Genomic DNA, 14,939 nt, shown 5'->3' with positions numbered 1-14,939 from the left:
GTTCCCCCTGTGTCAGTTGAGGCCGAGCGGGCGGGCCAGATCGGCGAGTGCGTCCACCAGTTTGTCCGGTCGGGTGAGCACCTGCACGGGAACGTGGTCCGCTCCCGCGTCGAGGTGCTCCTTCAATCGTGCGGCTATCGCGTCGACGGTGCCATAGGCGACCAGGGCGTCGACGAGGCGGTCGCTGCCGGGCTTGGCGACATCGGCGTCGGTGAAGCCCAACCGCTTCCAGCTGTTGAGGTAGTTCGTCAGGTTGAGGTAGATCTCGAGCGCTTTGCGGCCGACGGCGCGGGCTTTCTCGGCATCTGTCGTCGGCACGACCTTGTGCTCGGGCGCGATGAACGCCTCGGGGCCGAGCAGCCTACGTGCTTCGGCGGTGTGCTCGGGCGTCGTCAAATATGGATGCGGCCCGGCCGAGCGCTGCGCCGACAGCTTCAGCACTCGCGGCCCCAGCGCGGCAACCACCCGACGGTCCTTGGGAACGCCGTACTCGTCGAGCTTGTCGAGGTATTCGGTGAGCGCGTCGTAGGGCTTCTTGTATTCGGTGTGCGCCTCCGGGTGGCCGACGCCGATTCCGAGCAGGAACCGGCCCGGGTAGGCGTTGTCGATGCGGTGGTAGGACTCGCTGACCGGCCCCGCGCCGGCGGTCCAGATGTTGACGATGCCCGTCGCCAGTTTGATACTGCTGGTCGCCTCGAGAATCGGCTCCACCCAGCGTAATTCGGCCGCGGGAGAGCCGCCCGCCCAGATGGCCCCGTAGCCGAGGCCTTCGATCGCCCGTAATTGGTCCGCGCTGAGTTGCTGCCACATCGAGTAGTGACCGAACGCGCCGTACGCGCCGAGATCCGGTTTCGTCATGGTCGCTGCAACCCTTCCGTGTCGTCCGGCTATTCCGCTGTGGCAGTGAGTTCTGTCGGCGTCGACGCCTCCGGGCCGGGAGCCAACAGTGGCAGTAACACGATGAATTTCGTGTACCCGGGTTCGGACTCGACTCGTAGGTCACCGTGGTGCTTCTCCACCACTATTCGACGGGCCAAATCCAACCCGAGACCGGTGCCCTCGCCGAACGGCTTGGTGGTGAAGAACGGGTTGAAGATGTTGCCGATGATGTCCTCGGGGATGCCCGGCCCGTCGTCGCAGATCTCAACGCGGATCATCTCTTCGTTCTCCCGCATGGTCCGCAACGTCAACGTGCCGCGACCACCCATCGCCTGGATCGCGTTGTCGATGATGTTCGTCCACACCTGATTGAGATCACCTGGGTAGCAGAACAATTCGGGTATCGATTTGTCCAGTTCCTTGACGACCCTGACTGGCCGGTCCTTGCCGACCTTCTCGCCGAACATCATCAGCGTGCTGTGCAGAAGTTCGTGGACGTCGGCGGGCTGGTAGGGCGCGCGATCCATCTGCGAGTACTGCTTGGCGCCGGCGAGCAGCGCCGAGATCCGCTTGCTCGCCTCGGCGATCTGGTTCATCAGCAGTTCGGTGTCGATCGTGTACTTCAGCCAGCCAATGGCGCCCTGCAACGACGCCGACGCCTGCTCTTGTCCCAAGACCTCGTCGACCGACGCCGAAACCCGTTCCAGCCAATCGGTGTCCAGTCCGGCGTCGACGAAAGTCGGTGCGTAATCCCATCCGCCGCTGATGCCGTGCCCCTCGAGCCATTCGCCGATCGCTTCCTCGCGGTCGGCGGCTTCGAGCGCGGTGAGTTCGGTCGCCTTGGACTTGGCGACCTGCTCGGCGACTTCGTCCTGTATCCGCACCAGCACGCACAAGGCTTCCGGGCTGAACTTCCCGTCGGCCAGCATCGACAGCTTGTGTCGCATCTTGCCGACGCGGTCACGCAGATCCGCAACAGCACGGGCAGTTGCCGCTGCGGGATTGTTGAGCTGATGGGTCAGCCCCGCCGAAAGTTGGCCGAGCGCCAACAACTTCTCGCGCTGGCCGATGATCTGGCTGTGCCGTCGGCCGCCGACCAGGTGTCCTTCGAGTAGATGCACGGCCATCGGGAATTCCGACTGCATGAAGCGCGCGAATGCGTCCGCGTCGAGCACGAAGAACCGCGACGGCTTGGTGACTCGCACCGATGCGGAGTAGGCCGCTTCGGCGCCGGGGATGTACGCCGACCACGCCCCGCAGTACACGCCGCGCTGCGAGGTGCGGTTGGTCTCGATATCGACACCACCCGAGCGCTTCGACATCACCAACTCACCGTCGATCAACACGTAGAAACAGGTCGCCGGCTCGCCCTCCACGACGACGGGTCCGGGTTCGAACGTCTGGATGTGCCCGTTCTCGCACAGGATTTGAAGCTGCGCGTCGGTCAGCTTCTCGAACAGGAACAGCGTCCGCAGTTCGTCGGGCAGGCACTGGGGTGAGTCGCCCATGTCGTTCCTCCTAGGCTTCCGCCAGGTACCGGTGCACCAACATCACTGCCATCGACCCTTCGCCGACGGCGGCCGCCACCCGTTTGGCGGATTCGGAGCGCACGTCTCCTGCAACAAACACACCGGGCACGCTTGTTTCCAGGTGATGCGGGGGACGGTCCAGTGTCCAGCCCGCGACCTTCGTCACATCCGGGCCGGACAGAATGAACCCGTGGTCGTCCTTCGCGACGAGATCCAGCCAATCGGTGCGCGGTTCGGCGCCGATGAAGCAGCACATCCGATCGCAGTTGACGCGCTCCGTAGCGCCTGTCTGCTTGTCGAGCAGGACCAGGCCCGCAAGATGGTCGTCCTCGCCGACCGTGTCGACGACCTCGGTGCAGGTGCGCACCGAGATCTTCGGGTTCTTCTCGATGCGCTCGACGAGATAGTGCGACATCGACGCCGCCAGCGACGGCCCGCGCACCAGCAGCGTCACCGACTTGGCCTTCTCCGACATGTAGATGGCGGCCTGGCCAGCCGAGTTGGCGCCGCCCACGATGTACACGTCCTCGCCTTCGCACTCCGCGGAGTCCGACACCGACGCGCCGTAGAAAACGCCGCGGCCGATGTAATTGCAGGCGTTCTCGTTCGGGTCGTCCCAGCAGCCCGGCACGTCGCGCAGCTGGCGGTACGCGACGCCGGTGGCGAGGATGACCGCTCGGGCCGCGATGGCTCCGCCGTCGGCGAATTCGATGGTCCGCGCCGAACCGCTGTCGTCGGCGTGCAGCCTGACCGCCTTGCGCGTCGTGATGACCTCGGCCCCGAACCGCTCGGCCTGCCGGCGCGCCGAGGTGGTCAGCTCGGCGCCCGATATGCCGGTCGGGAATCCGAGGTAGTTCTCGATGCGTGAACTGCGTCCGGCCTGGCCGCCGGTCGTGGTCTCCTCGATCAGGACGGTGTTCAACCCCTCTGATGCGCCGTACACCGCGGCGGCCAGTCCCGCTGGTCCGCCGCCGATCACCGCGAGGTCATAGAGCTCTAGCGTTGGGTCGGTCGACAGCCCGAGCATCGCGGCCAGTTCGGCGTCGCTCGGCTCGACGAGCGTCTCGCCCTGCTCGGAGATCACCACCGGGAGCCGGAACTCGTCGAGCCCGGCGGCGTCCAGAAGCTGCTTGCCCTTCTGCTCGTCGGCCATGAACGAGCGGAATGAGTGCTGATTGCGCGCCAGGAACTGGCGCACCTGCCAGGACCGCTCGTTCCAGCGGTGGCCGATCACCTTGGTGTGGGGAATTGCGCGGTCGCCCGTTTCGCGCCACGCCTCGATGAGCGCGTCGAGCACCGGGTAGAGCTTCTCCTCCGGCGGATCCCAGGGCTTGAGCAGGTAGTGGTCCAGGTCGACCACGTTGATGGCGTCGATCGCGGCGTGGGTGTCCGCGTACGCGGTGAGCAGCACCCGGCGGGCCATCGGGTAGATGTCCATCGCCTCTTCGAGGAAATCGATACCGCTCATCTGCGGCATCCGGTAGTCGGCGACGAACACCGCGACGGTTTCGCCGCGCAGCTTCAGCTCGTTGAGGGTCTCCAGCGCGTCGGGCCCCGATTCGGCGCGCACGATGCGGAAGTTCTCGCCGTAGTGCCGTCGCAGATCGCGGGCGACCGCGCGCGAAACGGCAGGGTCGTCGTCGACGGAGAGGATCACGGGCTTGCGAGGTTGCGGGGTGGGGCCGGTCATCGACAACAAGTATGCGCCGGTTGTCCAGCGGATATGGTGGTCACTGCGGCCGCTGTGAGGCGCTCGTTCCGCGATTTTGGGGCGAGCGCTCCAGCAGGTAATATGGACCGACGGTGCGGTGATCGCGCCGACTCTTGCGTGCCCTGTTCTGGAATTTCTGGCTACTGGCTCACGTTTTGTAGTCGGAGCGGATTCTGCGCCATAAGGGCGCCAACGATCTAGACGGACACGGAGGATCTCCGAAACACAATGGCCAAGAAAGACGGTGCCATCGAGGTCGAGGGCCGGGTGGTCGAACCTCTGCCCAATGCGATGTTCCGCATTGAGCTGGAGAACGGACACAAGGTCCTTGCCCACATCAGCGGCAAGATGCGGCAGCACTACATCCGCATCCTGCCCGAGGACCGCGTCGTGGTGGAGTTGTCTCCCTACGACCTGTCCCGGGGCCGCATCGTTTACCGGTACAAGTAACTAGACCTAGAAGGATCGAACAAGCCGTGAAGGTGAACCCGAGCGTCAAGCCCATTTGCGATAAGTGCAGGGTGATCCGCCGGCATGGGCGGGTCATGGTGATCTGCTCAGATCCGCGACACAAGCAAAGACAGGGTTAGTCAAGGCTTCCGCTGTCTTTCACAACTCAATGATGAACTCCCAGCACCACTGAGCGGATACGCCGCTTGCGATGAGCCGCTAGGCGAAGAGCCGAAGACTCTGAACGTTTGGCACGGAGGCCGAACCCTGCGTAGCAGGAACGGGCTGGGACCAGACCTCCGCATAGAAGAAGGAACACTGCCTGATGGCACGTCTCATGGGCGTCGACCTCCCGCGCGACAAGCGCATGGAGATCGCGCTGACCTACATCTACGGCGTCGGCCGTACCCGGTCCCAGGAGATCCTGGCCGCGACCGGTATCGACAAGGACCAGCGCACCAAAGACCTCACCGATGATCAGGTGACGGCGCTGCGCGATTACATCGAGGGCAACCTCAAGGTGGAGGGCGATCTGCGTCGCGAGGTGCAGTCCGATATCCGCCGCAAGATCGAGATCGGCTGCTACCAGGGTCTGCGGCACCGCCGCGGCCTTCCGGTGCGCGGTCAGCGGACCAAGACCAACGCGCGCACCCGTAAGGGTCCCAAGCGCACCATCGCGGGCAAGAAGAAGGCCAGGTAAGTAGATGCCTCCAGCTAAAAAAGCCGCTGCTTCATCTCCTAAGAAGGGGCAGAAGACCCGTCGCCGGGAAAAGAAGAACGTCCCGCACGGCGCCGCGCACATCAAGAGCACGTTCAACAACACGATCGTGACGATCACCGATCCGCAGGGCAACGTCATCGCCTGGGCGTCGTCGGGCCATGTGGGCTTCAAGGGCTCGCGTAAGTCCACGCCGTTCGCTGCGCAGCTGGCCGCCGAGAACGCCGCCCGCAAGGCGCAGGAACACGGCGTGAAGAAGGTCGACGTGTTCGTCAAGGGTCCCGGCTCGGGCCGCGAGACCGCCATCCGATCGCTGCAGGCCGCCGGCCTCGAGGTCGGCGCGATCGCCGATGTCACGCCGCAGCCACACAACGGCTGCCGTCCGCCCAAGCGGCGCAGGGTCTAGGGAGGATCTGACTAATGGCTCGTTACACCGGACCCGCGACCCGCAAGTCACGCCGTCTCGGCGTGGACCTGGTCGGCGGCGATCAGTCGTTCGAGAAGCGCCCCTACCCGCCCGGCCAGCACGGCCGCGCGCGGATCAAGGAGAGCGAGTACCGCCTGCAGCTGCAGGAGAAGCAGAAGGCCCGCTTCACCTACGGCGTGATGGAGAAGCAGTTCCGTCGCTACTACGACGAGGCGGTGCGTCAGCCCGGCAAGACCGGTGACAACCTGCTGCGCATCCTGGAGAGCCGCCTGGACAACGTGGTGTACCGCGCCGGCCTGGCGCGCACCCGCCGGATGGCCCGCCAGCTGGTCAGCCACGGCCACTTCACCGTCAACGGTGTCAAGGTCGACATCCCGAGCTACCGGGTGTCGCAGTACGACATCATCGACGTGAAGGAGAAGTCGCTGAACACCGATCCGTTCCTGATCGCCCGGGAAACCGCGGGCGATCGGCCGATCCCGTCGTGGCTTCAGGTCGTCGGTGAACGCCAGCGCATCCTGGTGCATCAGCTGCCGGAGCGCGCGCAGATCGACGTCCCGCTCTCCGAGCAGCTGATCGTCGAGCTCTACTCGAAGTAAGACTTCCCACCGCCCGGATGGCGGTGGGCTCTTTCCCCGCTCGCGGGGGAAGGAATAACGCGGCATCAAATAGCGGGTGCCGTAGAGGAGGAAGAAACACATGCTGATCTCTCAGCGACCCACACTGTCCGAAGAAGTCAAGGCCGAGAACCGCTCGGAGTTCGTCATCGAGCCGCTGGAACCCGGTTTCGGTTACACCCTTGGCAATTCGCTTCGGCGCACGCTGCTGTCGTCCATTCCGGGCGCGGCGGTCACCAGCATCCGCATCGACGGAGTGCTGCACGAGTTCACCACGGTGCCGGGCGTCAAGGAAGACGTCACCGACATCATCCTGAACCTCAAGGGCCTGGTCGTGTCGTCCGAGGAGGACGAGCCGGTCACCATGTACCTGCGCAAGCAGGGCCCGGGTGAGGTCACCGCCGGCGACATCGTTCCGCCCGCGGGTGTGACGGTGCACAACCCCGAGATGCACATCGCCACCCTCAACGACAAGGGCAAGCTCGAAGTCGAGCTGGTCGTCGAGCGCGGCCGCGGCTACGTTCCGGCTGTGCAGAACAAGGCGTCGGGCGCCGAAATCGGCCGCATCCCGGTCGATTCCATCTACTCGCCGGTGCTCAAGGTCACCTACAAGGTGGAGGCCACCCGCGTCGAGCAGCGCACCGACTTCGACAAACTGATTCTCGACGTCGAGACCAAGAACTCGATCACACCGCGTGACGCGCTGGCGTCGGCCGGTAAGACGCTGGTCGAATTGTTCGGTCTGGCACGGGAGCTCAACGTCGAGGCAGAGGGCATCGAGATCGGCCCGTCACCGGCCGAGGCGGATCACATCGCCTCGTTCGCACTGCCGATCGACGACCTGGACCTCACGGTGCGGTCGTACAACTGCCTCAAGCGCGAGGGTGTGCACACGGTGGGCGAGTTGGTCGCCCGCACGGAGTCCGATCTGCTGGACATCCGAAACTTCGGCCAGAAGTCCATCGACGAGGTGAAGATCAAGCTGCACCAGCTGGGTCTGTCGCTCAAGGACAGTCCGGCGACGTTCGACCCGTCCGAGGTCGCCGGTTACGACGTCGCCACCGGCACCTGGAACAGCGATGCCGGCTACGACCTGGACGACAACCAGGACTACGCCGAAACCGAACAGCTCTAACCGGGGCCCATACCCACCCCAGTTTCGCCCGCCCGAAACCGTCCCGGTCCTACCTGATACGGGGACCGGCCGCATTTAGGAGATAGTCGCAATGCCCAAGCCCACCAAGGGTCCTCGCCTCGGCGGCGGGTCCGCTCACCAGAAGGCGCTGCTGGCCAATCTGGCCACGGCGCTCTTCGAGCACGGCCGGATCAAGACGACCGAGCCCAAGGCGCGGGCGTTGCGGCCCTATGCGGAGAAGCTCATCACCCACGCCAAGAAGGGCACACTGCACAACCGGCGTGAGGTGATGAAGAAGATCCGCGACAAGGACATCGTGCATGTGTTGTTCGCCGAGATCGGTCCGTTCTTCGCCGACCGTAACGGTGGCTACACCCGCATCATCAAGGTCGAGAACCGCAAGGGCGACAACGCGCCCATGGCGGTCATCGAGCTGGTCCGGGAGAAGACGGTGACTTCGGAGGCCAACCGGGCTCGTCGGGCCGGGGGCGCACAGAAGTCCGCCGAGCAGCCCGTCGCCGCGGCGGCCGCGCCGCAGGCGGCCGTCGAGCCGGAGGCCACCGAGGGGCCGACTGAGGACGAGTCGGTCGAGGACGCCAAGGCCGACTCGACTGAAGCCACCGAGGCCGAGGCGCCCGCCGAGGCCCAGACGGCCGCCGAGGCCGAGACGGCCGAAGCCAAGGATGACGACAAGTCCTAGTAGTGCTGTGACCGAGCCCGCCATCGGCAACGGTGGCGGGCTCGTTCGTCTCCGGCTCGACATCGCCTACGACGGAACCGATTTCGCGGGCTGGGCAGTGCAGGCGGGGCAGCGCACGGTGAGCGGTGTCCTCGAAGACGCGCTTTCAACGGTATTCCGCACCCCGGTGGTGCTACGGGCGGCGGGTCGCACGGACGCGGGGGTGCACGCCACCGGTCAGGTCGCCCATGTCGACGTGCCGGTGGATGCGTTGCCGAACGCCTACCCGCGCGCCACGCGTCCCGGCGACAGCGAGTTCCTGCCGCTGGTGCGACGGCTCGGCCGGTTCCTGCCTCCCGACGTTCGGGTGCTCGACGCTGTTCGGGCCGCGCCGGATTTCGACGCCCGGTTCTCCGCGCTGCGTCGCCACTATGTCTACCGGTTGTCGACGGCTCCGTACGGGGTCGAACCGCACGACGCGCGCTATGTGACCGCCTGGCCGCGCTCCCTCGACGTCGTCGCGATGACCGAGGCTTCCCGACAGTTGTTGGGTCTGCACGACTTCGCCGCGTTCTGCCGGCACCGCGAAGGCGCCACCACCATTCGCGAACTCCAGCGCCTCGACTGGTCGAGCGAGGGCACCCGGGTCACCGCTCAGGTGACCGCCGACGCGTTCTGCTGGTCGATGGTCCGGTCGCTGGTGGGTGCGCTGCTGGCGGTCGGTGAACACCGTCGCGAGATCGGTTGGTGCGCCACGCTGTTGAAGGCCGAGCGCCGCTCCAGCGAGTTCGCGGCCGCGCCACCGCAAGGCCTGACGCTCGTCGGCGTCGACTATCCGCCCGACGATGAACTCGAGGCCCGCACCAAGGTCACCCGCGACCTCCGCGTCGCCGAAGAATGATTTCGGTGCGCAAACAATCGCTCAGCGACTGTTTGGGCACCGAAATCGCCCGTCAGATGCGGCCGGCGATGAAGTCCGCGGCCTGGTTGACCATGCCCGCGTTGATGTAGGCCCTCGCCGCGTGGTCGGGCCAGTTGCCTTCCCACGTCTTGGGCTCGGCGGGGTTGCAGATCGGGTCCGCACCGTGGCAGAGCTCAATGGTGCGCTCCCGGTAGAGCGGGCTGAAGTTGGTGATCGGACCCACCCACGCGGCTCCGTTGCCGAACAGCGCGATCGCGGCGATATGCCGGTCCAAGCCCGGCGGCAGCGGCTTGTCGAAGCCGAACGCCGCAATAGGCGCGGCAAGCACGACGTCGGTGACCGCAGCGCCCAGCGAATAGCCGCCCAGCACCAGCCGGGTGTCGGGGCAACGGCCGGCCATGTCCTGGATGCGCGAGCTCATGTCGTTCGCGCCGATGTCGATCTCGTAATCGGCGGGGTAAGTGACGGAGTAGAGGTTGACGTTCTTGTCGGTCTTGTTGCGCAGGGCGCTGATGAGCGCCCTACCGATCACCCCCGCGCCGGGCGCTTCGGTACGGCCGCGCGCGAAGATGAGCTCGGCGTCCGGGCACGACTGGGCCGCGGCCAGCGGCACGGCCTCCCGCTGGCCGGTGATGGCGGGCGCGAGGATTCCGGCCGCGGCGAGAACGACTGCACCTACGAGCAGCGTCCCCCGACGGCCCCAACGGCGAACAAGATCACTTTGCACCCCGCCGATCTTAACGGAACTAATCGACGCGCAGGTAGACAGATTTGCTAAGCCATCGGCCAAGTCAGAGGTGACCGGCGACGAAACTCGCCGCCTGCTGAACCATTCCGGAACTCACGTAGTCGTTATGCGCGAACGGGTTGCGTCCGCGTGAGCAGATGGGATCGCCGTCCTTACAGAGATCGATCGCCCTGCCCGCAAACACCGAACTGGTGATGGGGTTGCTGAACTTCGTTGCCGGGTTTCCGAACACCGCGACGGCGGCGATGTTGGGCAGCAGGCTGCCGGGCAGGGGAGGAGCCGAACCCACCGAGCCGATCTTGTTGCCGAGCGGCGGCACGCCGGCCAGCATGTCGATGACCGCGGCCCCCTGCGAGTAGCCACCGAGCACCAGGCGGGTCGACGGGCACTGCTGCGACATCATCGCGATGCGGTTCGTGGCGTCGGTGGCGCCGTCGGCGGCGGCCAGGAAGTCGTACGAGGCGGGATAGTCGACCGCGTAGCTGCTGATGGTCCGTCCCGGGGTGAGACTGCGCAGTGCGTTGACGAACGCGGACCCGGGTGTCCCGAGGCCTGGTGTGTCGTCGGTGCCGCGGGCGAAGATCACCTCGACGTCGGCGCACGAAGAGTCCGAGGAACCGTATCCGGGCGTTGCCGCCGACCCGGGCCCGGGGCCGGAGCCATATCCGGGGCCGCCCGGTCCCGGCGGGGGGCCGGGCTGGGCCGCAGACAGGGGGGCCACGCCGCCGATGAGCGCGACGACGGCGGCCACGGCGGCCGCCAGTCGGGCCGTCTCACGCAGCAAAGTCACGCCGACATACTCACATACCGAGGGGTCCGCTGGCTAACAGTTCGCCCGTGCGGGCGTCTCCTCGAGCGGGCCATCCGGCCACGGCCTCGGCGGTCGGTGAAACGGTGACCCGCGACCCTTCCAGCAGGCCTTAGGCTGGCCGCGGGGGAGTGATGACGGGGCGATCGACCGCAAAACTGCAGATCAGCGGACACCGGTTTCTACTGCGGCGCATGGAACACGCCCTCGTGCGCGGTGATGTCCGGATGTTCGACGATCCGATGCGCGCGCAGGCGCTCTCCCTGGCCGTCGGCGGCGTGCTGGCGGTCATCGCGATCGGGGCCTGCGCCGTTCTGGCGTTCGTTGCGCCACCAGCAGCGCTCGGCGACGCCTCCATCGTCATGGTCCGCGACACCGGCGCCTTGTACGTGCGGGTCGGCCCCACGCTGCATCCGGTGCTGAATCTGGCATCGGCGCGGCTGATCACCGGCTCGTCGGACAAGCCCCGGCTGGTCAGCGCGTCGGCCGTCGACACCGCACCGCGCGGCGCGATGCTCGGCATCCCGGGCGCACCGGACACGATTGCCACACCACTGACTGTCGACGAATCCGGTTGGCTCATCTGCGACCACGGATCGTCGACGACCACGGTGCTGGCGGGACCGGTCGACGAGCCACCCACCGCGCGACGGACCGTACTCGTCAGTGCCGTAGGCGAAGGCGCCGCGGCTACCTATCTGCTGTTCGACGGGCGCCGCGCGAAAGTGGACCTGCGCAACCCCGTCGTGATTCGCGCGCTGCGGCTCGACGGCATTGCGCCCCGCCCGGTCTCACGCACGCTTCTGGACGCCCTGCCCGAGGTCCCGCAGATCGCCGCACCACACATTCGCAATGCCGGTTCGGCCGGGCCGGCATCCTTGCACGGGTTGCGGGTCGGCACCGTGGTGCGGGTGTCACGCGCCGATTCGGAGGAACTCTATGTGGTACTCACGGCGGGAGTGCAGCGAATCGGCTCCGTGGCGGCCGATCTCATCAGGTTCAGTCAGGCGCAGGGTGCGCCCGAGATCGTTACCGTCGAACCTGGTGCCATCGGCGCTGTGCCGGTAGTCGACGACCTGCCCATCGGGGGGTTTCCCCAACGCGCGGGTACGGCGGACGACCCGGTGTTGTGCGGGCAGTGGCGGTGGTCGGCCGGCTCGAAGTCCGTTGCTACCGCGACCGTCACCGTCGGTTCACTTCCCTTGGGAGGCGCAGCAGCTCCGGTGCAGCTGGCACAGGCCGACGGCGCAGGCGCCGGAATCGACGGTTTCTCGATGGGCGCGGGGCGCAGCGCCTACGTGCGAGCGGTCGGCGTGAGTGGCGACGGGGCGCGGAACGGAACCCTGTACCTGGTCGACGACGCAGGGGTGGTGTTCGGCATCCGCGACGAGGAGACAGCCAAGCGGCTGGGCCTGAGCGGCGAGCCGGTGCCTGCACCGTGGCCGCTGCTGGCACGACTGCCACGAGGACCTGAGCTCAGTGTTGCGGCCGCCTCAGTCGCGCGGGACAGCTTGAAAGCTCCGTAACCGCCTACCCGACAACGTCGTTGCGATCACTGCGACGACAAGTCCCAGGCAGATCGCGGCGCCGCGGACCGCGATGTCGGCGGATCGGCGGTCGTGCACCGCGGGCGCCGGAACCGAGACGATGGTCGGTCGGTTCCGGTCTGCGGTGGGCGGCGACCCGCCCGTCACGGCGGCCAACACGTCGACGACCCCGTGGCCGACGACGGGATCCCATCCGGCGGCGGGGTGGCGCGCCGTTTCCTCGATGCGCCGCATCACCTGTCGGGCCGTCAACTCCGGCGAACGCGAGCGCAGAATCGCGACCACGCCCGCAACCACGGGTGCGGCGTAACTGGTTCCAGCGAGCGGCTGCTCGCCGGTGGGCGTCGGCACCGCTGCGACCAGGCCCTCGCCATCGCGATCGAGCGACACCACCTGCTCGCCAGGGGCGGCGACGTCGACCCACGGTCCCGCGAGGCTGAACTCGGAGGGCCGTCCGTTCGACCCGATCGATCCGACCGTGAGAACGTAGTCGTCGTACCACGCGGGGCTCACCACCGCTTTGACGTCGCTCCAGTCGGGCCGGCCCGGCCGGACGGGATTCTGGTGCGGACATTGTCCGGGCGCACCGACGTTGCCCGCGGCGGCCACCACGACGACGTTCTTCACCTCGACTGCATACGCGAGTGCGGCGCCCAGCGCCCGGTCATCGAGTTTCGTATCGGCCGCCACGCAAGCAATCGTGGAGACGTTGATGACGGTCGCACCCATGTCTGCAGCGCTGCGAACCGCCCCGGCGAGGGTGTCGACGTTGCCGAAACCGGATCCGGCCGCCTCGTCAGCGGCCTTGAACTTGTTGCTGGACTGGCGGATACCGATGATCGTGGCGTCCGGTGCGATACCGCTGAAGGCGTTGGCCGTGTCCCGATCCGGAGCGGCGCCGATGATGCCCGCGACGATCGTGCCGTGACCGTCGCAGTCCTCGGTGCCGTCGCCGCTGGACACGTAATCGCCGCCGGGAACGAGATGAGGCAGCAGGCGGTGGCGGGACACCCCGGTGTCGATCACCGCGACGGTCTGGCCCGCCCCGCGGGAGAGTCGCCACACCGACTGCATATCCAGGTCGTCGAGCTGGTTAGCGACGTCGTTCTCGACCGAAACGCCGCGAGAGGTCACACATTGTTCCGTCTGCTCGGTGCGCCGCGGCGGTACGGGAGATTGGGGGGCCGGGAGCATCGAATCGTCAACGGTCGGCGGCGTAATCGCCGCCGCCTGGAAAGTGCACGACCAGGGCGCGAAGACGAATGCCGCGGTGAGGACGATGCGCGGTATGCGCGTGCCTTCCCGCCTCACGTCAGTGCCAAGTTGCGGACGAGATCGAAAACGCCAGCGATCCAGCAGGCCAGCGGTATCACTGCCGCCAACGCCACATATTCGACAATTTCGGCGGCGCGGCGCGCGGTGAGGCTCGGCGTGATACCGACAAGGGGCATTAGGGCACTCGTGCCCGCGACAGCGGCCAGCGCACCGAGCCAGTGCGCATGGTGCGGTACCGCGATCGCCGTGAGCGCGAAACCGGTGGCCACGCCGGCGAACCCGCATACCGCCAATGCGCAGCGCCTGCCGACTCCGATGTGGATACGGGTGCGCAGCAGTAGCGTCACCCCGACGACAATGGTGAACACCGTTGCGGGGACCGGGAAACGACGCTCATCGCCGACGCAGCCGACCAGCACGGTACCCATCGCCGCGGCCAGCGATGTGCCGATCACGATGCCGGTCAGCGTGTCGTGGGCGAGCGTCGCGCGGCTCTGCCCAACGCTGGTCAGGGGATCGGTGTCGTCGGCGTCCGGTGGTCCGGGGCCGATGCGGGTGACCATGATCACCAACCGCGGAGCCGAACTCAGCGCCGCGAGCGCCAGCGTCGCGAGCAATGCGCCCGAGGTGGCGGCGGCCAGATTGCACGCGATTGCGGTCGCCGAGGCCGCGGTGCACAGCAGCGCCGTGGTGGCGAGGACGGTCAGCGCGGTATGACCGTGGCTGGCGAACCGCAGTTGCAGCACCGCCACCGACAGTGCGGCGGCGGATGCGAGTAGCAGGTGCGCGGCAGGCGGACCGGCGGGGACGACCACTACGCCGGTAACAGCGGCGAGTATCACCGCAATTGCACTGAAAGCGGTGAAGAGCGACGGCTCAGCGTGTGCCCGCCGAGCCAGTTGCGCAGCCAGGGCCGCTGCGGCAGTCAAGCCGGCGGCGGTGACGAACGGTGCCGCGTCCTCGGTGGAGCGGGCCGACCAGATGATGGCGGCGGCCCCGATGCATGCGGCGGCGAGGGCTCCACCGACACACAGTTGAGTGGGTACGGCTGTGCGCGAGGGCCCGAGCCCGGCGACCGTGCGACTCGAGTCGCGGTCGAGCAAGACGGGGGCCGGGACGTCGTCGGTGGTGAGCCACAGCAGCTCGCCGTCGCGAACCTGGTTGTCCCGCATTGTCAGCGACTCGTCGAGCGGCCGTCCATCGATCCGGCGAAGCCGCCAACGCCTGCCCGTCCGCGCTCCTCGGTGATCCGGATGGACGAGCTCGACGATCGACGGCAGCATGTCGCCGAGAACAGCACTGTCGGGCAACGCGAGATCTATTGTCTGCGTGTCGTTTCCGGTGCCGACATGAACGGCGACTCGGCACAGTGAATCAGGCATCGCATCCCCCCGAATGACGCCGGTGCGCTCACCGTAACGCAGCGGGCGAGGTCGCTCGCGCAGCAGTTTTCTTTGCTGGGGATGGAACCGAACCGGCGCGTGGCGCGTCACT

The 14,939-nt window shown here is 67.0% G+C and carries 16 protein-coding genes; 9 read left to right on the top strand and 7 right to left on the bottom strand.

Going from position 1 to position 14,939, the window contains the following annotated elements; genetic code table 11:
- Window positions 1–12: 12 nt before the first annotated feature.
- The 3 genes from G6N18_RS11215 to G6N18_RS11205 are packed head-to-tail and all read right to left on the bottom strand — an operon-like array spanning window position 13 to window position 4,098.
- Entirely contained in the window at window positions 13–858 is an 846-nt protein-coding gene (locus G6N18_RS11215; protein ID WP_083000970.1) for an LLM class F420-dependent oxidoreductase, read from the bottom strand.
- 29 nt (window positions 859–887) lie between these two features.
- Complete coding sequence (locus G6N18_RS11210) at window positions 888–2,387, bottom strand: ATP-binding protein (protein WP_083000968.1); 1,500 nt, start codon at window positions 2,385–2,387, stop codon at window positions 888–890.
- Between the two features lie 10 nt (window positions 2,388–2,397).
- On the bottom strand, window positions 2,398–4,098 hold the full coding sequence (locus G6N18_RS11205; protein ID WP_067216210.1) for an NAD(P)/FAD-dependent oxidoreductase: 1,701 nt from the start codon (window positions 4,096–4,098) through the stop codon (window positions 2,398–2,400).
- Window positions 4,099–4,347: 249 nt separating this feature from the next.
- Between G6N18_RS11205 and infA the strand changes: the two genes are divergently transcribed.
- The 8 genes from infA (at window position 4,348) to truA (ending at window position 9,046) form a co-directional block, all read left to right on the top strand.
- The gene (gene infA, locus G6N18_RS11200) at window positions 4,348–4,569 is read left to right on the top strand and encodes a translation initiation factor IF-1 (protein ID WP_003418601.1); all 222 of its coding nucleotides are present in this window, start codon (window positions 4,348–4,350) and stop codon (window positions 4,567–4,569) included.
- Window positions 4,570–4,595: 26 nt separating this feature from the next.
- On the top strand, window positions 4,596–4,709 hold the full coding sequence (gene rpmJ, locus G6N18_RS11195; protein ID WP_003879483.1) for a 50S ribosomal protein L36: 114 nt from the start codon (window positions 4,596–4,598) through the stop codon (window positions 4,707–4,709).
- Between the two features lie 185 nt (window positions 4,710–4,894).
- A complete protein-coding gene (gene rpsM, locus G6N18_RS11190) occupies window positions 4,895–5,269 on the top strand; it encodes a 30S ribosomal protein S13 (RefSeq protein WP_067216207.1) in 375 nt (124 codons plus the stop codon).
- Window positions 5,270–5,273: 4 nt separating this feature from the next.
- Complete coding sequence (gene rpsK, locus G6N18_RS11185) at window positions 5,274–5,693, top strand: 30S ribosomal protein S11 (protein WP_067216204.1); 420 nt, start codon at window positions 5,274–5,276, stop codon at window positions 5,691–5,693.
- A 14-nt stretch (window positions 5,694–5,707) separates the two neighbouring features.
- Window positions 5,708–6,313 (top strand): 30S ribosomal protein S4, encoded by a 606-nt coding sequence (gene rpsD / locus G6N18_RS11180; protein ID WP_067216201.1) that lies wholly within the window; start codon window positions 5,708–5,710, stop codon window positions 6,311–6,313.
- Between the two features lie 100 nt (window positions 6,314–6,413).
- Window positions 6,414–7,466, top strand: coding sequence for a DNA-directed RNA polymerase subunit alpha (locus G6N18_RS11175; protein WP_067216197.1), 1,053 nt, complete (start codon window positions 6,414–6,416; stop codon window positions 7,464–7,466).
- A gap of 91 nt (window positions 7,467–7,557) precedes the next feature.
- The gene (rplQ, locus tag G6N18_RS11170; protein WP_083000966.1) at window positions 7,558–8,166 is read left to right on the top strand and encodes a 50S ribosomal protein L17; all 609 of its coding nucleotides are present in this window, start codon (window positions 7,558–7,560) and stop codon (window positions 8,164–8,166) included.
- Window positions 8,150–9,046, top strand: coding sequence for a tRNA pseudouridine(38-40) synthase TruA (truA, locus tag G6N18_RS11165; protein WP_083000965.1), 897 nt, complete (start codon window positions 8,150–8,152; stop codon window positions 9,044–9,046). The genes rplQ and truA overlap by 17 nt, the downstream gene beginning before the upstream one ends.
- Window positions 9,047–9,098: 52 nt before the next feature.
- Here truA and G6N18_RS11160 read toward each other — a convergent pair whose 3' ends face one another.
- Together G6N18_RS11160 and G6N18_RS11155 are read right to left on the bottom strand one after the other, a co-directional pair.
- Entirely contained in the window at window positions 9,099–9,794 is a 696-nt protein-coding gene (locus G6N18_RS11160; RefSeq protein WP_179962394.1) for a cutinase family protein, read from the bottom strand.
- Window positions 9,795–9,858: 64 nt separating this feature from the next.
- Window positions 9,859–10,605, bottom strand: a complete 747-nt coding sequence (locus G6N18_RS11155) for a cutinase family protein (RefSeq protein WP_407663568.1) — start codon at window positions 10,603–10,605, stop codon at window positions 9,859–9,861.
- 152 nt (window positions 10,606–10,757) lie between these two features.
- Between G6N18_RS11155 and eccB the strand changes: the two genes are divergently transcribed.
- Window positions 10,758–12,149, top strand: a complete 1,392-nt coding sequence (gene eccB, locus G6N18_RS11150) for a type VII secretion protein EccB (protein ID WP_083000963.1) — start codon at window positions 10,758–10,760, stop codon at window positions 12,147–12,149.
- On the opposite strand, the gene mycP is transcribed toward eccB, so the two are convergent.
- Both mycP and eccD read right to left on the bottom strand, forming a co-directional pair.
- A complete protein-coding gene (gene mycP / locus G6N18_RS11145; RefSeq protein WP_407663567.1) occupies window positions 12,117–13,304 on the bottom strand; it encodes a type VII secretion-associated serine protease mycosin in 1,188 nt (395 codons plus the stop codon). The genes eccB and mycP overlap by 33 nt on opposite strands.
- A gap of 173 nt (window positions 13,305–13,477) precedes the next feature.
- Complete coding sequence (gene eccD / locus G6N18_RS11140) at window positions 13,478–14,827, bottom strand: type VII secretion integral membrane protein EccD (RefSeq protein WP_133052449.1); 1,350 nt, start codon at window positions 14,825–14,827, stop codon at window positions 13,478–13,480.
- Window positions 14,828–14,939 lie beyond the last annotated feature (112 nt).

Origin of the sequence: Mycolicibacterium celeriflavum, from assembly GCF_010731795.1 — a bacterium.
GTDB lineage: Bacteria > Actinomycetota > Actinomycetes > Mycobacteriales > Mycobacteriaceae > Mycobacterium > Mycobacterium celeriflavum.
The sequence above is the reverse complement of the archived record's forward strand: the minus strand, read 5'-3'. Positions and strand labels throughout refer to the sequence as shown.